We start from the raw sequence: 22,866 nt of genomic DNA on the forward strand, positions 1-22,866 counted from the left end.
AGACGATGAACTGAGAAAAAACCTGAATGCTATCTGGAAATTATTTCCTGACTGCCATCGGCAAGGGTGCGCACCGTCACCGGCAGGATGCTCGGCAAGGCTTTGAGCAAGGCGTCAGTGTCGTCGGATTTGAACACGCTGGTCAGGCGCAGGCTGGCGACATTCGGCTGGGATACGGTCAGCGGCTTGTCGCGATAGCGCGATACTTCTGCCGCTACTTCGCTGAGGCTGGCGTTGTTGAACACCAGTTTGCCGTTGCGCCAGGCGGTCAGCTGCGCCGGGTTGACCGCGTAGGCCGGCAGGACTTTGCCTTGGGCATCGACCGCCGTGCCGAGGCCTGCGGTGAGGTTGATGAATTGGTTGTCCGGGGCAGCACTTCCCTGCACCTTCACCGTGCCCTGCTCCACCGCCACGCGGGTTTGCGTGGCATCGCGGCGCACATCGAAACGCGTACCGGTGACCGTAACCCTGCCGCTGCCGGCTTCGACAATAAACGGACGCGAGGCGTCGTGTTCAACGCTGAACATCGCCTCGCCCGCGCTCAATTCGATAACCCGTCGATCCTGCTCATAACGAACCTGCAAGCGGCTGCGACTGTTCAGATCGATTACAGAACCGTCCGGCAACGCCACATGCTTGCGCTCGCCCGGCGCCGTGGCGAATTCAGCGCGGTAACCGCCCGGATGATTCAGCCCGCTGAACAGGCCAAGCCCCAGCGCCACGGCCAGAACACTCGCGGCGACGGCATAACGCAGCATCGGCCGACGTTGGCGGCGAGCTGGCGGAGTTTCGGCAAGCGCCTGCAGACGCGACGTCGGCAACAGATCAGCAGCCGTCCACAAGTCCTGGAGCAGGCGGAATTCTGCACGGTGCTGCGGATGCTCGTTCAGCCAGGCCTCGAAGCGCTGCTGTTGCTCGACGCTAACACTCGGCTCCTGCAATCGCACGAACCATGCCGCCGCCTCGTCACGCACTGCCGCTTGCCCACAGGCGCAATCTCTCGTCTCCATCATGGAATATTCTGTCCGGCTGAGGTTGAGACCAGGCAGGCCCCCCTGTAGGAGCTGCCGAAGGCTGCGATCTTTTCGACGTCACACGTCATCATGACTGCAAGCCATCCAGCCGCTCACGCAGATGGCGCAGGGTGCGGATCATATACTTTTCGACCATGTTCTTGGACAGCCCCAGGCGTTCGGCGATTTCTGCCTGCGTCAGGCCTTCGATCTTCTGCCATACAAAGATCTTGCGGCAGTTGAGCGGCAGCTCGGTGAGCGCGCGTTCGATGGAATCGGCCAACTGGATCGCGTGCATGTAATGCTCCGGATCGCCCGCCGACGATGCACTGTCATCGACCGCCTCCGACTCCATGACGCCCCGCCGGTCCTCACGCCGATAACCGTCAACGGCGATATTGCGTGCGGTCTGATGCAAATACGCACGCGGCTGCTGCACCGCCGCCGAATCCGCCTCAAGCACCCGCACAAAGGTGTCGTGCGCCAGATCCTCGGCCTGCGCGCGATTGCGCAGGCGCCGAGTCCAGGTGCCGATCAACTCTTCGTAATGCTCGAAAAAGCCGGATCTGCGGGAGCGCATGGGGGATGGGCGGCATGGTGAGAAAGGGGCGTGAATAGTAATGCTTCGTATTAATACAAAGCAATGCACGCTGTGATGGTGTTCTTGATGCGCAAGGTGCGCTCACACGAGGCCGAGTTCAGATGGACACGGAAGATCTCCCTGTGGGAGCGAGCCTGCTCGCGAATGCGGCATGTCAGCAACGATGATGGTGACTGACACGTCGCCTTCGCGAGCAGGCTCGCTCCCACAAGGTAAAAGCGTGAATGCCTCAGGCCTGCGGCAGTTTGCGGAAGCCCACTGCCAGGCGATTCCAGCCGTTGATGGTGTTGATCGCCACCGTCAGGTCAACCAGTTCCTTCGGCGAAAACTGCGCAGCGACGACTTCATAGTCTTCGTCCGGCGCGTGGGTCAGGCTCAGTTGTGTCAGCGACTCGGTCCACAGCAGTGCGGCACGTTCACGCTCGCTGAAGAACGGCGCTTCCCGCCATGCTGTCACGGCGAACAGACGACGCGGGGTTTCGCCGTCCTTGATCGCGTCGGCGGTGTGCATGTCGATGCAGAATGCGCAGCCGTTGATCTGTGAAGAGCGCAGCTTGACCAGTTCGAGCAGGCTCTTTTCCAGCGACAGTTTCGAGACGGCATTTTCCAGCGCCATCATCGCTTTCATGGCATCGGGGGAAGCGGTGTAGAAATCGGCACGAGGTTGCATGGTGGGCTCCGGGGTAGCGATTGAATGTGTGGCTACGTTAGTCCCCGGGGGTGGTTCGGCAAATAGCCAATATTGCAGAAGAACGGTAGGCCACTTGGCGCGGCGACTGACCGCTCGTCACTCGACGGGCACCAAGGTTTCAGTGCGCCTGACCAATATCAGGTAATCCCCTTTATCAGGAGACGTACCATGATGACGCGCAAATTCACTTCGTTATTGTTGGCCGGCCTGCTCGCCACGGCATCCGCCGCCAGCTTCGCTGCCAATGACAGCACCGATGCGACGGGCACCAAGTCCGGCGGCGCCAGCAGTTCGACCATGCCGCCAGACAGCACGCCGGGCTCGCCTTCCGTTGACAGCAATTCTGGTGGAACCAATAACGGAACTGGCACAGGAACCGGGACAGGGACAGGGACAGGAACTGGTTCGGGCATGGGCACTGGCACGGGCACCAATGGCGGCGCCAGTGGCTCGGGTTCCGGCGCGGGCGGTGGCACCGGTTCGGCCGGCGGCGGCACGGGTGGTGCGGGCGGTGGCACGGGCAGCTGAACGAACAAGAGCCATCCCAGATAGTCCTGCTTACATCAGGACCCAATGTGGGAGCGAGCCTGCTCGCGAAAGCGGTCTGTCAGCCAACCTTGATGCAAGCTGACACACCGATTCGCGAGCAGGCTCGCTCCCACTTCTGATGTCTGTTGATTGAAAAAATCAGCGATCCGAACGCATCAGCTCGGCAAAACCCTCTTCAGCTGTAAACACCGCCGCGCGATTGCGCCCGGCATTTTTCGCCTCATACAACGCCGCATCCGCGCGCTGGATAAACACTTGCGGGCTGTCGTTGCCGTTCGGAATAAATGAATAACAGCCCAGACTCACCGTGAGATAACCGGTCGGCGACCCACTGTGGATGATGTGCTTGTCGATCACGCTGCGGCGAATCTGCCCGGCTATCGCCAGCGCGCCGTTGATGTCCGTGTCCGGCAGCAGCACGGCAAATTCTTCGCCGCCGTAACGCACCGCCAGATCCGACTTGCGCTGGCAGCAGGCCTTCACCACTTGGGCCACCTGCGCCAGGCATTGATCGCCGGCGACATGTCCGTAAGCGTCGTTGTAGCGCTTGAAGAAATCGATATCGAGCATGATCAGGCTGACCGGACTGACCTGGCGCGCGCCCCGGGCAAATTCAATGTCCAGCGAGCTCTCGAACAAGCGTCGATTGGCCAACCCGGTCAGGCTGTCGTGGGTGGCGATCTGCTCCAGCGCCAGTTGCGCCTTGCGCAGGTTTTTCTCGATACGTTCGCCATCGCGCACTTGATGAATGAACACCCAGCCGAACAGGCCAACCCCGAGAATCACCAGCGCGACAATCACGCTGGACTGAAAGGCGCGGTCATACCAGCCCTGCAGAATCGTGTCTTGCGACGTCGCCGCAGAGACCACCAGCGGATACGAGGCGAGCTGTCGATAGCCATACAAGCGGGTCACGCCGTCGACCACGGAGTTGAGCATCGCGGTGCCAGCGTTAGCGTTCGGCAGCAGGGTTTGATAGATCTCGCCGTGTGCCACCGAGGTATTGATCAACGACTCATCAAAGGGCCGTCGCGCCAGCAAGGTGCCGTCGGTCAGCGCCAGAAACATGATGCCGCTGTCATCGAGGCTGAAGCTTTTGAAGAACTGATCGAAGTAGGACATGCGGATGCCGGCCATCAGCACGCCCTGAAAGTTGCCGAGCTGGTCGTTGACGCGTCTGGAAATCGGAATGATCCACTCGCCGTTTTCGCGGCTGCGAATCGCCGGGCCGATGTGCGCAACCGTCGAAGCATTCTGCTGATGGAACTTGAAATATTCGCGATCGGCCACGCCATTGCCACGAGGCAGATCGGCGAACGAAGTAATGACCCACTGCCCTTCGCGATCGAAGAGAAAGATGCCATGCAACTGATCCAGTTGCTGCGCGCGGCGGGCAAAGATCCGCTGCAACCGAGGGCGCTGCGCCGCCCCGTAACCATCGTCCTGAATCCAGTCGACCAGGCTGGTCATCACCAGATCCGCCGCCCGCACAGTGTCCTCGGCCTGCTGCGCCATGGCCCTGGTCAGGTTGCCCGAAGCCATTTTCGCCACCGCCAGATCCTGACGCCGCGACTGCTCCAGTTGCAGGTACAGCAGACCGCACAGGCACAGGCTCACCGCAACGATAAACAGCACCGCCGCTTTGCGAAGCGGCAACCGTTTGAGCGTGCCGGGGGCCTGATGCGGATCGTGATTGGGGATTGGCAAAAGCATGTCCTGGGCAGGTACGACAGGGGCGCGAGCCCGAAACCCTTGTATGTGTGAGCGTAGCCCACCGGGATGTACCGGGCAAACGCCCGCCTCCCGCCCAGTTATCGGCGCGTCGCGAGTTTGGATGATCGCTTTTCGTCGATTTATTTACGATTGCTTCTTTACGGTTAATCAGTTGTGCAGGGCCAGCCGCCGCATCGCGCTGGTCAGGTGCGCGCGGGCACTTTGCGCATCGCCTTCACGCATTTGTTCATAGGCGCGCTGCGCAATCGCATGAGGCACCGGTTTCAATTCACGTTGGGTTGCCATCGCCAGCAGTTGCACCTGCGCGGCGCGCTCCAGGTAATACAGATCGTCCCAGGCTTCGGCAATGCTCGGCGCAGCGACAATCACACCGTGGTTTTTCAGAAAGAGAATGTCGGCATCGCCCATAACGCTGGCGATGCGGTCGCCTTCAGATGCGTCCAGCGCGAGGCCGGTGTAATCCTCGTCCACCGCTGTGCGCCCGTAAAACTTCAGCGCAGTCTGCCCCAGCCACAGCAGCGGCGGGCCTTGCAATAGGCACAACGCGGTGGCGTGCGGCATGTGCGTGTGGAACGCGACTTTTACTCGTGGCAGTTGTTTATGCAGGCGCGCGTGGATGTAGAACGCCGTCGCCTCGGGCTCGCCTTCGCCATCGACCACGTTGCCAGCGAAGTCGCAGACCAGCAGATTCTGCGCGGTCACTTCCGAAAAAGCGTAGCCGTATGGATTGACCAGAAACAGATCATCATGCCCCGGCAGCATCGCCGAAAAGTGATTGCAGATGCCCTCCTCCAGACCATGCAATGCGGCCAGTTGAAAGCACGCAGCGAGTTCGTTGCGGGCGGTGATGATCGCCTCGGTGTCCAGGTTCAACGTTGCGCTTGGTCTGGCTTTGCCAGTGCCGCTCAAGATATGAGCCATGGCAATTCTCCTTAGGTCCAGCCGAGGGATTTGAACAGCGGCAGCACTTGATCGAGGCTGGAGAGGATCGCGTCGGGGCGATAGTCCGGCAACAACTGACGACCCGTGCCGCGATCGATCCACACGCAACGAAAACCCATGTCCCGCGCCGCCGTGTGATCGAGCATGGGGCTGGCGCAGATGTGCACCACTTCATCCCGGGTCACGCCCAATTGCTCATGAGCGTAGTCGAACAGGCGCGGCGCCGGTTTGTAGGCACCGGCCTGTTGCGCGGTGATCACCCGGTCGATATGGCCGCCGAGTTGCGCGACGTTACCGGCGATGATGTCGTCGTCGGTGTTGGAGACGATGCACAGCTTGAAGCCCAAGGCTTTGAGCTGCGCGAGGGTGTCGACCACTTCGGCAAATGGCGGCATGTTCGGGATGGCCGCCGCCAGACGCTGACTGTCCTCGGACTGGCTCGGCAAGCCCAGTTCTGCCAGCGCCAGTTGCAGGCCGAGTGTGCTGAGTTCGCGAAAGGAACGGTGCGGCGGCGTTTGTTCAAGACGGTGCTCGTGACGGTCGTAGACTTCGATCAACTTAGTGGCGTCGACGGCGTGCTCGCCCTTGTCGCTGAGCATTTTTTCGACCACGGCTTTCAGGCCTTCATCCCACTGAATCAGCGTGCCGTAGCAATCGAAGGTCAGCCAGTGCGGGCGTGGCGTGTTGTTCAAGGTCATCGGTCAATCCTCCAGAGTGAGGACTTCAGCTTATGAGCGCGCAGTGATAGTGTGAAATTAAATAAACACGCCATCGTCATTCGCAAATCCACTATCAGGAACGCCGTCATGCTGGATCTGGAATTGCTGAAAACCTTTGTCTGCGTGGTCGACGAAGGCAGCTTCACCCGTGCTGCCGAACGTGTGCACCGCACGCAATCGACGGTCAGCCAGCAGGTGCGCAAACTCGAAGATCTGGTCGGCCACCCGCTACTCCTGCGCGACCGCACCGGAGTGAACGTCGCTCTCACTGAGCACGGCGAACTGCTGATCCACTATGCGCGCCGGTTGCTGGCGCTGTCCGCCGAAGCCACGCAAGCGCTGGCCAGTGACGTCGACCTGGAAGTGCTGCGCATCGGCATGCCGGAAGACTTCGACGCCCGGCGCATGGCCCTGATCCTCGCCGGCTTCACCCGCAACCATCCGCAGGCGCGCCTGGAAACCATCAGTGGCATGAGCCTCGACCTGCGCCAACGCCTCGACGCCGGCGACATCGACATTGCCCTGATCAAACGCGAACCCGACAGCGGCCCGGCATGGGCTACCTGGCCGGAACGACTGGTATGGGTCAAAGGCACCGAATTCGACACCTCCAGCGGTGTGCTACCGCTGGCACTGTTTCCGCAGGGCTGCCTGTATCGACAACGGGCGATTCGCCTGCTCGATGTGGCGCAGCGACCATGGCGAGTGGCGTTCGGCAGCCACAGCCTGACCGGAATTCAAGCCGCAGTGGCGTCTGGGTTAGGGGTTTCGGTGTTGCCGGTTTCGGCGGTATTGCCAGAGCACGAGGTGTGTAGGGATCTGCCGGAGTTGGCGCCGACGGAACTGGCGCTGGTCAGCCGCGAGGGAGTGTTGAGCGGGTTGCAGCGGGGGCTGGTGGAGTTTTTGCGTGGGGAATTGGGGGTGGATGCGGGGGGATTTGCCTGAATCCCCCGGGGATCCTTATTCGGGTTTGTTGATTTCGCGGAGCAGGTCGGCGGTGGGGATGTTCATGGTGTTTGAGTAGTAGGTTTTGTAGCCAAAGGCAGTGACAAATAGTTTGCAGGGAATTTGGCTTTTGTTGGAAAGAAGGTCGTTTAGCTCCAATCTAGACAGGTAACGCTGCGAACTACGGTTGCTGGAAGTTTCAACGAGAAACGCACTGGTGAGATAAGAAAATTTCTCTCCGGGTCGCGGCTCGCCGTCAGACTCAATCAAACCTACCGCGGAAAACTGCATCGCTTTCTCAATCGAAAAATCATGATCGTCCCCCAACGCACACGTCAGAAAACCTGCGATCATCCCTTTCCTCTGTCCTTGGTCGAACAGGTCCAGGACATCCACATCCGTTTGGTATCGGATGTCATAAAGCGTTCTCTCTCGCTTAACAGACACGAAACTCAAGTTTGCAGCAGGCTTTGAATGGTCTTTTGCACATCCGGAGCAAACAATGAGCAATACGCAGATGATCAATCTGGACATCAAGAAAACTCCTTCATGATCGCGGCCATCAACAAATCGCTCGCCGAATTGCCACCGGAAATAGGCGCAACAAACAGCTCTAGCGCGTTTGCATGACTGGTATCGACGTTTACGTTCAAAGAAGGCCCACAAGAAACAATCCACTTCTCACCAAAGTCAGCTACGCCATCTGATGAATTTCTATTGGTAGGTGTCGCTTTGATGTTGATCCATTCGACAGCGACTGGGTCAGGTCGCTGGCGATATATGTCTGAGCCGATCCAGACAAGAGCACCTTCGCCAACCGGATCCAAAGTAATCAGCATCTGCATTCTGTATCCCCAATCCGACATGAGTTTCGTCAGATGCGCACCGTTCCATCCACCGAGGCTATGTCCGACGATGTATATAGGGCAACTCTTGTACGGAATCAGGCTAAGAACATATCGCTGGATGTCTTGCTTCCCTCTGACTTCGTTATAACCCAGCCACTCTGAGCGATATCTACCTTCGGCGCTCAGCGACTCATTGCGTTTATCAAATGCAGCCCGGGCGGCCAAAATGTTTCCATAAGGCCCAGAAAAGTAATAACTCTCCTTATCCCCAGCCCCTCCAATAAAAAGCACGATCGCCTTGGTACTTTCCACCGGCACAGGCTTGGCGCTGACATCCTTCTTGTCGGTCAGCGTATGCTCCTTGTGCAGCTTGTAAGCGTTGCCCTTCGCGCACGTTACCGTCTCCGCAGCCATTGCCTCACTCCTCCAGAAACAGCTTGATGGTTTCAGGCAGGTGCGAACTGACTTCATGGGTAAATCCGGCGGCATCAGACACGCCATGTTCCATGCGTCCGTCGGCGCGCTGGATCATGTAGGGATGGTTAGGCATCGGTTCGCCGGTCACATCGTTGACCAGCTTCAGCTTGTCGGTGAAGTGCACCGGCATCGGCAGCAGACCACTGAAAGGCGCCGCGACTACGGTGTCGCCAATGATCACCGTGCCTGAACCGCCGATGACGACATTGCCGTGGCCACCGGTGCTGTCCAGCGTCGCCGCGTTCAAGCCATTGATGAACACGGTGCCAGATACAGCGCCGCTGATCGCACTGCCGCAAGCGGACTTGTCGGTCATGCGCGCAGCCGCCAGTCCATCAAAATTGACATTCGGCGAGCCGCTGACGATCGGATTGGTGCCGTGTCCCGGCAACGGGCAGGCGGTGGGGTCGGTGACGCGGGCAGCGGGTTTTCCGCTCATGAACAGCTCCTTGCAATGTGTCGTGCAGATCCTTTGAGGCGCGCAGCATGCGCGAATTTGCCAAGCGCTACAAATCGTCAGGCAAAAAAAGGCGCTCATGCGAGCGCCTCTTTTCATAGGCTTTTACTGATGCTCACCGTACCGGCGGCACCCGAATATCTCCCGCCCGACACTGCGTCTTCACCCCTTTGCCACACGCGCCGAATTGCAGATCCTTGTCCATGCACACCCGCACTTCCGACAGCTGCGGGCCGCTGCAAATCACCGCAATTCCATCCTCGGAAATACCCGGATTGGCCTTGCGAAACAGATCGACAATTTCCTGCGCTTCGAAGTAGTACGACGTCGAGCCGAACGGCTGTAACGCCTGCGGAATCTTCACCGCGCCGAGGGCCTGATCGGACTTGTCCAGATAGCCCACCGCGCCAAGACCGCTGCAGGTACCGTGCTTGGACCATTCGTGATCGAGGAGTTTTTTCGTCGGGTACATCGTCAGGCCCTTGCTGGTTTCTGCCGCCGATAGCCTGGTCAGCGGTGGGCAGGATTCTGGCCAGCCGCCCTTGGCGTATTGCGGCCACAAACCGTGCAGGACAAAACCATAACCCTTGCCGGTGCACTGCGCGTCGTCCTTGTGCGTCAGACAAAAAGTCGGCGACCAGGACAGCGCCAGCAGGTAGTAGTCGAACACCCCCGCCACCGATTCCGCCTGCGCTTTCATCGATGCCGGCTGACGCGCCGAACTCGTGCCGATGCTACCGGCCGTCAGCGCGATCAGCGCCAGAATTGTAAACAGCTTTTTCATTAACCCGTTCCTTGGGACGCCTGCGTCCGTGGTTTTCGTTGTTGGCCAGACCTGGCCAGTGCTGATTTCGACACGCTTGTATTGCAAGCGCATGACGCAAGGCAAGGCCCTGCGCCGTGCAAAGGTCTACGCTGAACAGGCAGACATCCAACAAGGGAACCGACATGAGTAAAGCAGACGAACTCGCCGCCAGACTCAAGCAGACACGGCATACCCAGGCTGATGCGGCGCTGGAAATCGATTGCTGGCCTGCTCAGGTGTACGACTTGTACCACCGCATCGAGGGCTGGCTGCAGCCAGTCACCGAAGTAGGACTGAAGATTCGGCGAAATCCTACGCACGTTTGCGAAAGTTCGCCGGACGGCGAAAGCCACGACTACGCGATCGACCAGTTGGTGATCGAAGCCAACCATCACAGTTTGATGTTCGATCCGATTGCGCGGTTTACCGAGGACGGTTGCGGACGTGTCGAGATCAAGGTACCGGGGCGCGATCAGTCGTTGCTGCGCACGGTCGACGAGCATGGCGAGAGTCACTGGTGGTTGCAGACTATCGAGACCGGCCAGGAGCTGGATGCGATCGCGCTGACGGAAAACAATCTGCTGCAAGTGGTGCAGCAAGGGCTGGGGCTTTAAGCCGCCCGGGTTAACTGACAAAACTGTAATGTTTGCCTCAGCCAACTGAAAGCCGGGGCTGGCTAGTCTCTCTGTCATGAGCCAGACGGGGATTTCCAGCGCATGCCTTCCATTCTCACAAGACGCACTTTTGTCAAAGGCCTGGCCGCCGGTAGCTTGCTCGGTGGCCTCGGGCTCTGGCGGACACCGGTCTGGGCGCTGAACGGCGCCGCGCCCGTCAACGAACTGAGCGGCAACGAATTCGAGTTGTTCATCGGCGAAACTCCGGTCAATTTCACGGGTTCGGCACGCACAGCGATGACCATCAATGGCAGCCTGCCCGGCCCGCTGTTGCGCTGGCGCGAAGGCGATACCGTAACGCTGCGCGTGCGTAACCGGCTCGCGGCGGACACCTCGATTCACTGGCATGGCATTCTGCTGCCGGCGAACATGGACGGCGTGCCGGGCCTGAGTTTCCATGGCATCGAACCGGGGGGCGTGTACGTTTACCAGTTCAAGGTTCGGCAACACGGCACCTACTGGTATCACAGCCATTCCGGCTTGCAGGAGCAGGCCGGCGTCTATGGGCCGCTGGTCATTGAGGCCAAAGAGCCGGAACCGTTCCAGTACGATCGCGACTACGTGGTGATGCTCAGCGACTGGACCGACGAAGACCCGGCCAGCCTGATGAAGACCCTGAAAAAACAGTCCGACTACTACAACTTCCACAAACGCACTGTTGGCGACTTTATCAACGATGTCGGTGAGAAAGGCTGGGGCGCCACGGTTGCCGATCGCACGATGTGGGCGCAAATGAACATGAACCCCACCGACATCGCCGACGTCAGTGGCGCCACGTATACCTTTTTGATCAACGGCCAGGCCCCCGATGACAACTTCACCTGGCTGTTCCGTCCCGGCGAAAAACTGCGCCTGCGCCTGATCAACGGCTCGGCCATGACCTATTTCGATGTGCGCATTCCGGGATTGAAAATGACAGTGGTGGCTGCCGATGGCCTGCACGTCAAACCGGTCAGCGTCGATGAACTGCGCATTGCCGTGGCCGAGACCTATGACGTGATCGTCGAACCTGACGCCGAGGCCTATACCCTTTTCGCCCAGGCAATGGATCGCACAGGCTACGCCCGTGGCACTCTTGCCACACGCGCCGGCATGTCGGCAGCAGTGCCGGCGCTGGATCCGCGTCCATTGGTGAGCATGGACGACATGGGCATGGGCGGTATGGATCACGGCAGCATGGACATGAGCGCCATGGATCACTCCACCATGGGCCCGATGCAAGCCCATCCCGACAGTGAAAACAACAATCCGCTGGTGGACATGCAGGCCATGATCACCGCGCCAAAGCTCGACGACCCAGGCCTCGGCCTGCGCAACAACGGCCGCCGAGTGCTGACCTACGCCGACCTGCGCAGCACCTTCGAAGACCCGGACGGCCGCGATCCGAGCCGCACGATAGAGCTGCACCTGACCGGCCACATGGAGAAATTCGCCTGGTCGTTCAACGGCATCAAATTCTCCGATGCCGAGCCTTTACGGCTGAAATACGGCGAGCGCATCCGCCTCGTGCTGGTCAACGACACCATGATGACCCACCCGATTCACCTTCACGGGATGTGGAGCGATCTGGAAGACGAAAACGGCAACTTTCAGGTGCGCAAACATACCATCGACATGCCGCCCGGCAGCCGCCGCAGCTATCGCGTCACCGCCGACGCCCTCGGCCGCTGGGCCTATCACTGTCATCTGCTTTATCACATGGAAACGGGCATGTTCCGCGAAGTGCGGGTGGAAGAATGAAGAGGCCGATCATGACTCGACTCAGCGTGTTTTCGCTGCTGCTCGCCGGCACCTCTGCCATGGCCGCCGACGATATGCAGGGCATGGACCACAGCCAGATGCCCGGGATGGATCATTCGGCGATGCAGAGCATGGACGACGGCATGATGCAGCCCGCCGCGCCGAGCGAAAGCCGCACGCCGATTCCGCCCGTGACCGACGCCGACCGCGCTGCGGTGTTCACCAGCCCCGGCGGTCATCAGGTGCATGACAGCGTAATAAACAGCTACTTTCTTGCCGACAAACTCGAATGGCAGAACGCCGATGACGGCAGCGCTTTGGCCTGGGACCTGTCCGGCTGGATCGGCGGGGATACCGATCGGCTGTGGCTGCGCTCTGAAGGCGAGCGCAACAACGGCAAGACCGAAGACGCGGAAATTCAAGCTCGGTGGGGCCATGCCATTTCGCCATGGTGGGACGTGGTCAGCGGCGTGCGTCAGGACTTCAAACCCGGCGCACCGCAAACCTGGGCCGCGTTCGGCGTGCAGGGCATGGCGCTCTACAACTTCGAGGCCGAAGCCACGGCTTTCCTTGGCGAGGGCGGCCAGAGTGCGGTACGGCTGGAGGGCGACTACGACATCCTGCTGACCAATCGCCTGATCCTGCAGCCGACCGCAGAACTGAATATCTATGGCAAAAACGATCCGCAGCGGGGCATCGGCTCAGGGTTGTCCAATACCGAGGCGGGCCTGCGGTTGCGCTATGAAATCCGCCGCGAATTCGCGCCTTATATCGGCGTGACGTGGAATCGCACTTACGGCAACACCGCCGACTACGCCCGCGAAGAAGACGAGGATCGCAGTGAGGCGCGCCTGGTCCTCGGGGTCAGGCTGTGGTTCTGAATTCTTCTAAAAAAACAAATCGGAGACCTTGCATGCGCACATTAACCCTGCCCCTGATATTCGCCAGCGGATTGCTCCTGAGCACCCTCGCCCAGGCCCACCCGAAACTGCTTTCGTCAACGCCAGCCGAAGGCGCGGAAGGCGCCGCGCCGGGCAGGATCGAGCTGCACTTTTCCGAGAACCTGGTCACGCAATTTTCCGGGGCCAAACTGGTAATGACCGAAATGGGTGGCATGGCTCACTCGCCGATGCCGATGAAAGCCAAAGTCAGCGCCAGCAGCGATCCGAAAACCATGCTGATCACCCCGCTCGCCCCGCTGCCTGCCGGCACCTATCAGGTGCAGTGGCGCGCGGTGTCCGCCGACACGCACCCGATCACCGGTAACGTCACGTTCAAAGTGAAGTGAACAATGGCGGACCTGCTCAACATCATCCTGCGGTTCGCCTTGTATATCGATTTGCTGCTGGTGTTCGGGCTGGCGTTATTTGGCTTGTACAGCTTCAACACGTTGCTACGGTCCCGTCCGTTGTTGCGGGGCATGGCAGTGACAGGGGCATTGCTGTCAGTGGCCGGGCTGGTGCTGATGACCCGCGCCATGAGTGGCGAAACACAGCTCGCGGCGTTGTGGCCGCACCTGCAGATGATGGTGTTGGAAACGGACGTCGGCCTGGCGTGGGCACTGCGGATGACAGCACTGGCAATCGTGGTGATCCGACCGGGTCTGTGGCCAGCGTCGTTGGCAGGCGCCATTGCCCTCGCTTCGCTGGCATGGAGCGGGCATGGCGCAATGGACGAAGGATGGCTGCGGTTCTGGCACTTTCTCAGCGACATCTTGCACCTGCTTGCGGCGGGAGCGTGGTTGGGTGCCTTGCTGGCGCTGGTGTTGATGGTGAGCGGGCGGATCGGTGACACACGCCTTCGCTTGATAGCCGATGCAGTGAAACGCTTCGAATGGGTGGGCGCGCTGATCGTGCTGACGGTGTCGGTCACCGGCGTGATGAATTATCTTTTCATCGTCGGCCCAAGGTTCGACGGAGTGCTGTTCGGCACTTACGGGCTGCTGCTGGCGATCGAGGTGCTGGCGTTCGCCGTGATGCTGGTGCTGGCTGCGTTGAACCGCTTTCATCTTGGACCGTCACTGCAACGATCGCTGCGCGACGGCCAGCACCTCATCGCCGCGAAAGCGCTGCGGCGCAGTGTCGTAATGGAGTTGGCCCTTGCCCTGTTGATCGTGGCGCTGGTGGCGTGGCTCGGCACATTGAGTCCGGACCCGGGATGACACCCGTGGAAGGCTTTCACTACACTGGGCCACCTTCCCTTTCAGAAGCCCGATCTCAATGACAACACTAAAAAGCACGATGATCCTCGGCGGCCTGCTGACCCTGGCGACTGGCGCTCACGCCGACCCGGCCTCGTCCCACCTCGACAGCATTCAGCAACAAGGCCAGTTGCGCGTCTGCACCACCGGCGACTACAAGCCCTACACCTTCAAGCGCAGCGACGGCGACTTCGAAGGCATTGACATCAGCATGGCCCGCTCCCTGGCCGACAGTCTCGGCGTCAAGGTGCAATGGGTGCAGACCACCTGGAAAAACCTGATGCCCGACATGCAGGCCGGCAAATGCGACATTGGCATGGGGGGCATCTCGGTCACATTGGAACGGCAGAAAAAAGCCTACTTCAGCAACACCCTCGATACCGACGGCAAAATCCCGCTGGTGCGCTGCGCCGACCAGTCCAAATACCAGACCATCGACCAGATCAACCAGCCCAACGTGCGCTTGGTGGAACCTGCCGGCGGCACCAACGAAGCCTTCGTCCACGCCTTCCTGCCCAAGGCGCAACTGGCCCTGCACGACAACGTGACGATCTTCCAGCAACTTCTCGACAACAAGGCCGACGTGATGATCACCGACGCCTCGGAAGCGCTGTATCAGCAGAAACTCAAACCCGGTTTGTGCGCGGTGAATCCGCATCAATACATGCAATACGGCGAGAAGGCTTATCTGCTGCCGCGCGATGACATCAGTTGGAAACTGTATGTCGATCAGTGGCTGCATTTGAGCAAGGTCACTGGCAAGTATCAGCAGACGTTGAGTGAGTGGATTGCGGTGCCGCAGTAAGCCACGGAACCCGGCCGACGCGCGCATTGAGGGAACGGTTCGCTCAATGCACGCGTTGGAAAAAAATGGCAGCCGTTATTCAAACAGCACACGGTTGCTACACTGAAATCACAGCGACACGTTCGCTTCCGCCGCGATGCATACCGCACATCCACCGCTACTGCGCTTGAGGCGTCCCATGAATGTCGACTGGCTCAATTTCACGCCTTGGTCTTCCCTTGCCGGCGGCGCGCTGATCGGCCTGGCCGCGAGTCTGTTCGTGGTCGGCAATGGGCGTATTGCCGGCATCAGCGGCCTGATCGGCAGCCTGCTGCAACGCAACCGTGAAGGCGCCAGCGAGAAAGCCCTGTTCATCCTTGGCCTGCTGGTCGCGCCACTGCTGTGGGGATTGTTCAAGGCGTTACCGCCGATCGAGTTCCAGAGCGACTGGTCAGGGCTGATTCTCGCAGGGTTATTCGTAGGGCTTGGCACACGCTACGGCTCAGGTTGCACCAGCGGCCATGGCGTTTGCGGCATATCGCGCCTTTCGCCACGTTCGATGCTCGCCACTGCCTGCTTTATGCTCAGCGGGTTCTTCACCGTATTTGTCCTGCGCCATCTGACGGGAGTTTGAACGTGCTCAAACTCAATGCATTCCTGGCCGGCCTGCTGTTCGGCGTCGGATTACTTCTGGCGGGCATGGCCAATCCGACGAAAGTCCTGGCGTTCCTCGACGTGGCCGGGGCCTGGGATCCCTCGCTGGCATTGGTCATGGTGGGCGCCATTGCCATCGCTATCGGCCCGCTGACCTGGGCACGCCGGCAACGCAAATCGGTACTGGGCAACCCCATGCAACTACCCGCCCGAAAAGAGCTGGACCGACGTCTGGTTGGTGGCAGCCTGCTGTTCGGGGTCGGTTGGGGGATAGCCGGCATCTGCCCTGGCCCGGCAGTGACCATCCTGTTGACGGGCCACTGGCAAGCAATCGTTTTCGTATTGGCGATGCTCGCAGGCATGGGGCTATTTACGCTGCTGGAAACCCGACGCAACCCGTGACCGCAGAACAACCGACATTAAGGCGCAGGGCACCCACGGCAGCCAGTGTTGGTGGTGATCAATGTTTTGCACAAGATCGCGGATTGGATGATCTCCCCTGCCACGCACTCGTCGAGATCTGCGCCAATGATTTAAAGGCCGGCCTGGCGAACCAGTAGCCCTGCATCAGGTAAATGCCGCAATCGGCGAGAAAGTCTCTTTCCTCGGCATCTTCTATGCCCTCGGCGATCACTTCCACGCCCAACTCTCTACACATGTTCACCACGTTGCGCACGATGGTCTGGCGTACGCGGTCACGGTGAATATTGCGGATCAGCGCCATATCCAGCTTGATCAGGTCTGGCTGAAAATCCGCCAACAAGTTAAGGCCGGAATAGCCTGCGCCAAAGTCGTCGATCGCCGTCTTGAAACCAAACTCACGATACTCACGCAAGATATTCATCAAGTGTTTGTTGCTTTCGACGTGCTCGCCTTCCACAGCCTCGAAGATCAGCCGCTCCAGCGGAAAGCCGTATGTGCGCGCCGCTTCCAGCGTGCTGCGAATACACATCTCCGGCCGGTAAACGGCATTCGGCAGAAAGTTGATCGACAGGTACTGCGTCATGCCCAAGTCAGCCGCCGTGGAAATCGCCCGCACTCGACACAGTTGATCGAATCGATAACGGTTCTGATCGTCCACCTGCTCGAGGACAGACAAGGCGCCTTCACCGTTTACGCCGCGAACCAACGCTTCATGGGCAAACGTCGTTTGATCGCGCAGATCCACAATGGGCTGGAAAGCGAAGGCGAAATCCATCTCTGGCACACCTTTGTTTCTACAGCCCTGGCAGCCACCGGGAGACGCGAATGATTTTGGAAAGTCGGTCATGAACCACCTGATGACGGCGTGCAACCTTCCATGGCGATAAATAAAACAGCTGCTGGCCTTAGTTATCTGCAAACAAGGCAATAACTGTAGCCCTGCGGCGCCTGAATAGTTGAAGGCACCGCGTGCGCCAAGTTGAAAAGATCAGGTGCGGAAATGCGCGGTCATTCGCTGCAGGTCCTGCCCCAGTGATGCCAATTCGATCGTCGCCGCCGCGCTTTCTTCGCTGGCGACAGCCGACTGGTCAGCCACATCACGCACACTGACAATGCTGCGGTTGATTTCGTCGGCCACGGCACTTTGCTGCTCGGCGGCGGCCGAGATCTGCAGACTCATCTCCTGGATCGTACCGATGGACTGATTGATCTCGGTAATCGCCAATTCGGCCTTCTGCGCCAGTACCACCGTATCGAGGGTGCGCTCGCGGCTTGAGGTCATCAGCGTCGCGGCCGCTTGCGTGCCTTGTTGCAGGGTGACGATCAACGCTTCGATTTCCTTGGTCGAGTCCTGCGTGCGCTGTGCCAGCGAGCGCACTTCGTCTGCCACCACAGCAAAACCACGACCCTGCTCACCCGCCCGCGCGGCTTCGATAGCGGCGTTCAACGCGAGCAGATTGGTCTGCTCGGCGACGGCTTTGATCACATCGATGACTTTGCCGATCTGCTCGCTGTCCTGAGTCAGCACATTCATCGCACCGCCCAACTCTTCAATGGCCATGGCAAGTTCGCTGATCTGCACCGTCGCCTGCTTGACCACCGTGCTGCCGTGGCGCGCCTGCTGATCGGCGAGGGTCGCGGCAGCGGAGGCATCGGTGGTGTTACGCGCAACTTCCTGCACCGTCGAAGCCATTTCGTGCATCGCCGTGGCAACTTGATCCACTTCACTTTTTTGCTGACGTACACCTGCGCTGGTCTGCTCGCTCATGGCCGAGAGCTTTTCCGCAGAGGTGGAAATCTGCGTGACGCCATTGCCGATACCTTGCACCAGCGTGTTCAGGTTCTGCGCCATCTCCTGCATCGCATTTTGCAGATCGCCCAACTCATCTTTGCGCGCAGACCTGGCCTGGACCGTCAGGTCGCCTTTGGCAATCCGTCGTGCCAGATCAACCGTCAGCGCTAGCGGCGCAGTGATCTGGCGCGAGATAACCACCGAAGCCAACAGCCCGATCACCAGCGCCAACGCAGTCAATACCGCCATCTGAATAAAAGCCGAATGCTGATCCTCATGCGCAAGGCGCTGCTGGGTGTCCATCAGGCCACTCATGATCTTGTCCATCGCCTTGCTTTCCTGGTCGACCTGCTCGCGCATGTTCTGCTTCTGCTCAAACAGCCCGGCCACTTCCACCAATACTTCGCGATAACGCCGCATGCCGGAGTGGGCTTCTTCCAGTTGGCTCGACAGCGCCGTCGGCAGGCTGGTGCGCGCCTTGCTGATATCACTCAAGAAGCTATCGATGGTTTCCATCAGCAGTTTTTTGTTCACGTCGTTGGGCACCGCGATGTAACGACGCAACATCAGGCGAAACGTGGTCATGCCATTGCGCAAATCGGCCACCGTGCGCAGCTCCCGAACGCGTTCACCATCGGCAGACGCCAAGGCACTGGTCGTGGCGCCTTCAAGCATGCCGGCAAAAGTTTGCGCGTACTTGTCCGACAGCGCCGTCAGCGGTTTCAGCGCATCGGTGGTCGATTGATCGGCAGCGATCAGCCGTTTGACCTTCTGGTCGTAGGCAACAATCGTGGTTTGCAAAGCCTTCAAGGCTTGCTGGTTTTCAGCGCGAGTCAAGGTGTCCAGCGCCTTGCTCACAAGGCCCTGCAAGACATTCAACTGCGCGTTATAGGACTCGGCGAACGCTGCGTCAGCGGCGGCTTCGTACTGTTTCTCGGACAGACGCATATTTTGCGTAGCGTCATTCAACGTGCCGATCAGACGCGTCGTACTCAAGCGATCAACCAGCACGCTGTTGCTGTTATAGCCAATGAAGGCAACCGCCAAAACGGCCAGCAGAAGAATGCCGAAGCCGGTTCCCAGCTTGCGGGAAACTTTGATGTCACCGAGGAAATTCGATGCTACTGCCATATTCAGCCTCAAACGTCCTGACGCGAAACGCCAGGCACAAAAAATTGATCTCCGGTAACCACAGTCACCGTCCAGACATTCGGGGGTCGTCATCCAGGGCGTAATACGGGACGCTCCAGCTGCCCCGGAAATGCAAATGCCGATGCTGTTGAAGCGTCGAAAAGAGACCCGACGCGAGCACCGGCAGACAAACCCGTCACATCGCAAACAGAGCTTCTGCACGCTGGATTTATCGTTTCAGCAAAGGTGTCTGAAGGGATGCTATTAATTTTGCGAAAACTTGTACAACTTTATATTTTTGTATAAACGTTGAACTTTTTGAGTGGCGTGATGACGCATTGCCATCATGACCTATGGCACATCGCTACTGGCGTGAAAGGGGATTGAAAATGCGGATTCAAATGCCTGGCCACGCAATCACTGCCTCGACGCGTCCGGTGTGTGGTATGTCGCGTGTGGTGGGCATGGGTGCACGCAGATTGCCTTGAGGGCCATGCAGTGATGGTTTGGATTGCTTACCAGCGGACCCGGTTGAGGAAGCCGAAATCTGCGGTTGAGTCGGCGAGTCAGTTTGGCTAGATCTGCAAGCGTAAGCCGTCACCTTAAGGTGACGGCTTTTGTGTTCATTGAAAGGCTGTGCCAATCCTCGATCGATCGGATGAATACCAGATACCGGTGACTTTACCGGTAATGTCCTGGACTGCGACCTGACCCATAAAGCGGCTGTCGTTACTGCTGTCGCGGTTATCGCCGAGCAGATAAACATGATCTTTATCGACCACCGTCTGCGGCGTTTGCAGATAACGAGGATCCTTCACGCGCTCTGGCGGCGCAAAGAACAGCCCCATGTTTTCGCCGTTGCGAATGACCTTACCGTCAACAATCGACAAGGTATCGCCACCCACTGCCGCCACACGTTTGACCGCCTCCGTGCCGTTGTAGCGATACACCACAATGTCGCCCACCTGCGGCTCGTCGATGCGCATATTGGTGACGATATAGTCACCGATGGAAAGGGTCGGAATCATCGAGCCGGAGGGGATCAAGTAAGTCTTGAACCCTAGCGTCGGGCCTCGCAATGGACCGAAAAGAACCAGCGTAAAGATGACCAGCGCCACCACGTAAAGCACATGGAAACGGGTGCTGGGGCTGTTCACCGGACGGTCGTTTCTACGCACCGATATCGCAGCCGCCGTGGCCGAGCCGAGTTTCACCAGGACGATAAACGTAGCGAAGACATACAGGCCCAATGGCGTGGCAGGCACCCCGCAGACACCGAGTAAAATCACACCCAGATAAAGCATAGCGGCAACACGCACCGCCCAATTCACCTGACCGGCATACACCAGACCCCAGCCGGCCACTAGGCACGACATCACAAATGCTTGCAGCGGCAACTTCGGCTTATCAGGAGTAGACATAAATTCTCTTCACGTAAATAGCTAACAATCAAGCTCCCGGCCTATTCAGCCAATAGGGCGCTACGGGCAATGCAGTGGGGGTTATTTAGCGGAAAAATAACCGGTCGTGCGCAATTGCAGGCTGTACAACTCCTGACGGATGAACAAAAAGGAGCCATCACTCTCGCTACCAAACGAAGGGTGGAGGCCATACGCAGGTTGGTAGACCGGTCGTCGGGAACCCCGGCGCATCCGAAGATGCCCCGCGCATGACCACCATAAAACAAAGACGAGAAACGTCGTCGCAAGACGGTAGTCTTGTGCTTTTGACGGAACGCGCTACCAAACCCGATCACTGTTTTCAGTGACCCGGAGACGATAAAACCCGCAGGCTAAACGCACAAGCCGGCGGATTCTGTCTTAGGTGTAGGGGAGGCGCAAGACAAGGTAGGCTTCGGATGACTTTCACCAGTCAGATTTAAACAAGCGCCTGCGTAATCGTTTAAACGGATACTGAAGGACAGAAAACAGGCAGAAATACACCTCCTCCCATCAGGCCGAGCGCGTCGGAGCCCAGTTCAAACCACAAACAGCGGCTCGCAAGCCTTTGCCTGTTCGCAGACCTGATAAACTCTTGCGCCTTCGCCTTCTTGATCCAGATTCCTCACATGTCCCTACAACCCGTCACACTCTCCCGCCGCTTCTCTGTCGCCCCGATGATGGATTGGATGTAGTCCCTCGTCTGGCCCCCGGCCAGCCTGGTTAATCTCACGAAAACAAACTGCTTTGTAGCAATTTCTAAGCAAGCAGCAATTACTGCCCACCAAGGGCACTACCGGTACTATGCTGTTTCTTTTTCGAAAGGAGTCGATGCCATGACAAACGAATATTCGTTAGTGGATGTGCTGGAGAGGATGTACCAGAATCAGCTCGGCCTAGAAGCAGCCTTGATGGAGCTTACGCTTCATGCTGAACAGCAAGGCTTGGCCGAAGTCGGCGACAACGTCCGGGGTGCCTTGTGGGTGATTGGAGAGAATGCCGGACATATTAAGCAGGGCTTGGCAAGGCTCAGAAGCAAACGTCTGTGAACGGCTACACTCCGATTGTGTTGGAATATTTCGCCCGGAAAGCTTCAAACCCACGCCTTCTCTGAGGTTCAGCTCATATCACCATTCATGTGCAACACATATTTGGCATTGAATGGCGTGGATTGACACACGGTTTGCTGCATTTTTGCCCCACTCTCGCGCTCATGGTCATGCCCGTAATCCTAACGATGGGCGAACCACTCCCTCTGACAGGCAACATTCGACAAAAGCGAACCTGTACTTACCCATGGCTAAGGCACCATCTATTAGCGATAAAATACGTTATCACCTTTAATTCCGAGGACTCGTGATGGGTACGACCGAACCGTTTCAGATCCGCGATAGCTATATACGTGTCGATACAATGGCCGACTCTTACGCAGAAATTGCTGAGGAGGCCTTTGGTCAGTTCTTAACTGAAATGGCCAATCCTGTTGCTCGTCCAGAATCGCTATACGACTATGCAGCCTACGATGAGCACGAAAAAATAAAGAGTGTGGCGGGGATAAAAACCATCGTTTTCTCCGCGATGGCCCTCGAAGCCGCTGTATTTGACTTAGCGGCCATCCAGCTAAGCGATAAAGTGGCCACCGATTACCTGGACAAGATGGATTTGCTAGGTAAGTGGATGATTGTCCCTCGACTCATTTGCGGCCGATCCCTCACGGAGGATGGCCCTGCAATCAACGGCCTAAAAGGTCTGGTTAAAGCGCGGAATGCGTTGGTACACCATAAATCTAAGGAATGGGATAAAGCAGGTAAGGCTGAACGAGCCATGAATGATAGGTGGGCTAGCTTTGAAAAAGATCAAGTACCCAACGCCTTCAAGACACTGGTCCTGCTTTCGCTCGAGCTGGATGCCGTGCTGGAAAACTTCCTAGGCGGTCTTCCCTTCTACGGGAAAGAGATCTACACCGACTCACCGCGTCATCCTCACGTAGAAGAAGTCGTGCAACGCTGCCGTAATATTCACCAGAAAAACTGGAAGAAAACTTGATCCCGGCCTCGTTATTCAAATTGAACACCGACTAACCGCGGCAGAACTCCAACAACTGGCCAAAGTACTGGTAGCCATCGACTACTTTTACAATTTCCACATTAGGACCGATGGCTTGGGGTCGAATACGGTCATGGTAAGCCAATTACAGGATAGGGATTCGAACCCGTGCATTAGTTCGCGCAGACCGCTTCAGGCCACA

General features: G+C 58.4%; 25 protein-coding genes and 1 pseudogene. 12 read left to right on the forward strand and 14 right to left on the reverse strand.

All coding sequences use genetic code 11. The features are described from left to right. Nucleotides 1–29 precede the first annotated feature (29 nt). The 3 genes from AB4N41_RS26170 to AB4N41_RS26180 all read right to left on the reverse strand — a co-directional run bounded on the left by AB4N41_RS26170 (nucleotide 30) and on the right by AB4N41_RS26180 (nucleotide 2,284). The gene (locus AB4N41_RS26170; RefSeq protein WP_252876631.1) at nucleotides 30–1,013 is read right to left on the reverse strand and encodes a FecR family protein; all 984 of its coding nucleotides are present in this window, start codon (nucleotides 1,011–1,013) and stop codon (nucleotides 30–32) included. 88 nt (nucleotides 1,014–1,101) lie between these two features. Beyond that, nucleotides 1,102–1,593 (reverse strand): sigma-70 family RNA polymerase sigma factor, encoded by a 492-nt coding sequence (locus AB4N41_RS26175; RefSeq protein WP_065615952.1) that lies wholly within the window; start codon nucleotides 1,591–1,593, stop codon nucleotides 1,102–1,104. Between the two features lie 250 nt (nucleotides 1,594–1,843). Beyond that, nucleotides 1,844–2,284: a carboxymuconolactone decarboxylase family protein gene (locus AB4N41_RS26180; RefSeq protein WP_016775423.1), complete on the reverse strand. Its 441-nt coding sequence runs from the start codon at nucleotides 2,282–2,284 to the stop codon at nucleotides 1,844–1,846. 189 nt (nucleotides 2,285–2,473) lie between these two features. Between AB4N41_RS26180 and AB4N41_RS26185 the strand changes: the two genes are divergently transcribed. Beyond that, nucleotides 2,474–2,833 (forward strand): hypothetical protein, encoded by a 360-nt coding sequence (locus tag AB4N41_RS26185; protein WP_095182427.1) that lies wholly within the window; start codon nucleotides 2,474–2,476, stop codon nucleotides 2,831–2,833. A gap of 159 nt (nucleotides 2,834–2,992) precedes the next feature. Here AB4N41_RS26185 and AB4N41_RS26190 read toward each other — a convergent pair whose 3' ends face one another. The 3 genes from AB4N41_RS26190 to AB4N41_RS26200 all read right to left on the reverse strand — a co-directional run bounded on the left by AB4N41_RS26190 (nucleotide 2,993) and on the right by AB4N41_RS26200 (nucleotide 6,228). Further along, nucleotides 2,993–4,561, reverse strand: a complete 1,569-nt coding sequence (locus AB4N41_RS26190) for a sensor domain-containing diguanylate cyclase (protein ID WP_252876632.1) — start codon at nucleotides 4,559–4,561, stop codon at nucleotides 2,993–2,995. Between the two features lie 174 nt (nucleotides 4,562–4,735). Beyond that, nucleotides 4,736–5,509: an aldolase gene (locus tag AB4N41_RS26195; protein ID WP_252876633.1), complete on the reverse strand. Its 774-nt coding sequence runs from the start codon at nucleotides 5,507–5,509 to the stop codon at nucleotides 4,736–4,738. Between the two features lie 11 nt (nucleotides 5,510–5,520). Beyond that, a complete protein-coding gene (locus AB4N41_RS26200) occupies nucleotides 5,521–6,228 on the reverse strand; it encodes a haloacid dehalogenase type II (RefSeq protein ID WP_252876634.1) in 708 nt (235 codons plus the stop codon). 108 nt (nucleotides 6,229–6,336) lie between these two features. On the opposite strand from AB4N41_RS26200, the gene AB4N41_RS26205 reads away from it, so the two are divergent. After that, nucleotides 6,337–7,194 carry a LysR family transcriptional regulator gene (locus AB4N41_RS26205; protein ID WP_236169424.1) on the forward strand — a complete coding sequence of 286 codons (858 nt, stop codon included), beginning with the start codon at nucleotides 6,337–6,339 and terminating at the stop codon, nucleotides 7,192–7,194. Nucleotides 7,195–7,209: 15 nt separating this feature from the next. On the opposite strand, the gene AB4N41_RS26210 is transcribed toward AB4N41_RS26205, so the two are convergent. From AB4N41_RS26210 to AB4N41_RS26225, 4 genes are all read right to left on the reverse strand, one after another. Further along, complete coding sequence (locus AB4N41_RS26210) at nucleotides 7,210–7,728, reverse strand: hypothetical protein (RefSeq protein ID WP_252876635.1); 519 nt, start codon at nucleotides 7,726–7,728, stop codon at nucleotides 7,210–7,212. Next, nucleotides 7,728–8,456, reverse strand: a complete 729-nt coding sequence (locus tag AB4N41_RS26215; protein ID WP_252876636.1) for an alpha/beta fold hydrolase — start codon at nucleotides 8,454–8,456, stop codon at nucleotides 7,728–7,730. The genes AB4N41_RS26210 and AB4N41_RS26215 overlap by 1 nt, the downstream gene beginning before the upstream one ends. A 4-nt stretch (nucleotides 8,457–8,460) precedes the next feature. Next, nucleotides 8,461–8,958 carry a PAAR domain-containing protein gene (locus tag AB4N41_RS26220; RefSeq protein ID WP_252876637.1) on the reverse strand — a complete coding sequence of 166 codons (498 nt, stop codon included), beginning with the start codon at nucleotides 8,956–8,958 and terminating at the stop codon, nucleotides 8,461–8,463. Nucleotides 8,959–9,091: 133 nt separating this feature from the next. Further along, nucleotides 9,092–9,760 carry a ribonuclease T2 gene (locus AB4N41_RS26225; protein ID WP_252876638.1) on the reverse strand — a complete coding sequence of 223 codons (669 nt, stop codon included), beginning with the start codon at nucleotides 9,758–9,760 and terminating at the stop codon, nucleotides 9,092–9,094. 164 nt (nucleotides 9,761–9,924) lie between these two features. On the opposite strand from AB4N41_RS26225, the gene AB4N41_RS26230 reads away from it, so the two are divergent. The 8 genes from AB4N41_RS26230 (at nucleotide 9,925) to AB4N41_RS26265 (ending at nucleotide 16,235) form a co-directional block, all read left to right on the forward strand. Then, the gene (locus AB4N41_RS26230) at nucleotides 9,925–10,395 is read left to right on the forward strand and encodes a hypothetical protein (protein ID WP_041477268.1); all 471 of its coding nucleotides are present in this window, start codon (nucleotides 9,925–9,927) and stop codon (nucleotides 10,393–10,395) included. A 102-nt stretch (nucleotides 10,396–10,497) separates the two neighbouring features. Beyond that, entirely contained in the window at nucleotides 10,498–12,195 is a 1,698-nt protein-coding gene (locus AB4N41_RS26235; RefSeq protein ID WP_252876639.1) for a copper resistance system multicopper oxidase, read from the forward strand. A gap of 11 nt (nucleotides 12,196–12,206) precedes the next feature. Beyond that, nucleotides 12,207–13,076, forward strand: coding sequence for a copper resistance protein B (locus AB4N41_RS26240; RefSeq protein ID WP_252876640.1), 870 nt, complete (start codon nucleotides 12,207–12,209; stop codon nucleotides 13,074–13,076). A gap of 32 nt (nucleotides 13,077–13,108) precedes the next feature. Next, nucleotides 13,109–13,483 carry a copper homeostasis periplasmic binding protein CopC gene (gene copC, locus AB4N41_RS26245; protein ID WP_056791417.1) on the forward strand — a complete coding sequence of 125 codons (375 nt, stop codon included), beginning with the start codon at nucleotides 13,109–13,111 and terminating at the stop codon, nucleotides 13,481–13,483. A 3-nt stretch (nucleotides 13,484–13,486) separates the two neighbouring features. Next, complete coding sequence (copD, locus tag AB4N41_RS26250) at nucleotides 13,487–14,356, forward strand: copper homeostasis membrane protein CopD (protein ID WP_460138250.1); 870 nt, start codon at nucleotides 13,487–13,489, stop codon at nucleotides 14,354–14,356. A 58-nt stretch (nucleotides 14,357–14,414) separates the two neighbouring features. Continuing rightward, the gene (locus AB4N41_RS26255; protein WP_056791423.1) at nucleotides 14,415–15,200 is read left to right on the forward strand and encodes a transporter substrate-binding domain-containing protein; all 786 of its coding nucleotides are present in this window, start codon (nucleotides 14,415–14,417) and stop codon (nucleotides 15,198–15,200) included. Between the two features lie 178 nt (nucleotides 15,201–15,378). Continuing rightward, nucleotides 15,379–15,813, forward strand: coding sequence for a YeeE/YedE family protein (locus AB4N41_RS26260; RefSeq protein WP_056791428.1), 435 nt, complete (start codon nucleotides 15,379–15,381; stop codon nucleotides 15,811–15,813). 2 nt (nucleotides 15,814–15,815) lie between these two features. Further along, nucleotides 15,816–16,235, forward strand: a complete 420-nt coding sequence (locus AB4N41_RS26265; protein ID WP_076563632.1) for a DUF6691 family protein — start codon at nucleotides 15,816–15,818, stop codon at nucleotides 16,233–16,235. Nucleotides 16,236–16,293: 58 nt separating this feature from the next. On the opposite strand, the gene rimA is transcribed toward AB4N41_RS26265, so the two are convergent. The 4 genes and pseudogenes from rimA to lepB all read right to left on the reverse strand — a co-directional run bounded on the left by rimA (nucleotide 16,294) and on the right by lepB (nucleotide 20,600). After that, nucleotides 16,294–17,103, reverse strand: a complete 810-nt coding sequence (gene rimA, locus AB4N41_RS26270; RefSeq protein WP_052392137.1) for a S6 modification regulatory phosphodiesterase RimA — start codon at nucleotides 17,101–17,103, stop codon at nucleotides 16,294–16,296. Between the two features lie 141 nt (nucleotides 17,104–17,244). Further along, entirely contained in the window at nucleotides 17,245–18,117 is an 873-nt protein-coding gene (locus tag AB4N41_RS26275) for a methyl-accepting chemotaxis protein (protein WP_370695147.1), read from the reverse strand. A 33-nt stretch (nucleotides 18,118–18,150) separates the two neighbouring features. Next, a pseudogene (locus AB4N41_RS26280) lies at nucleotides 18,151–19,272 on the reverse strand (methyl-accepting chemotaxis protein); the annotation flags it as partial. A gap of 530 nt (nucleotides 19,273–19,802) precedes the next feature. Then, the gene (lepB, locus tag AB4N41_RS26285; protein ID WP_460138251.1) at nucleotides 19,803–20,600 is read right to left on the reverse strand and encodes a signal peptidase I; all 798 of its coding nucleotides are present in this window, start codon (nucleotides 20,598–20,600) and stop codon (nucleotides 19,803–19,805) included. Between the two features lie 854 nt (nucleotides 20,601–21,454). Here lepB and AB4N41_RS26290 point away from each other — a divergent pair. After that, the gene (locus AB4N41_RS26290) at nucleotides 21,455–21,667 is read left to right on the forward strand and encodes a hypothetical protein (protein WP_460138252.1); all 213 of its coding nucleotides are present in this window, start codon (nucleotides 21,455–21,457) and stop codon (nucleotides 21,665–21,667) included. Nucleotides 21,668–21,977: 310 nt separating this feature from the next. Beyond that, nucleotides 21,978–22,664, forward strand: coding sequence for a hypothetical protein (locus tag AB4N41_RS26295; RefSeq protein WP_460138253.1), 687 nt, complete (start codon nucleotides 21,978–21,980; stop codon nucleotides 22,662–22,664). Nucleotides 22,665–22,866: the final 202 nt, after the last annotated feature.

It is taken from the genome of Pseudomonas sp. S2_A10, assembly GCF_054668465.1.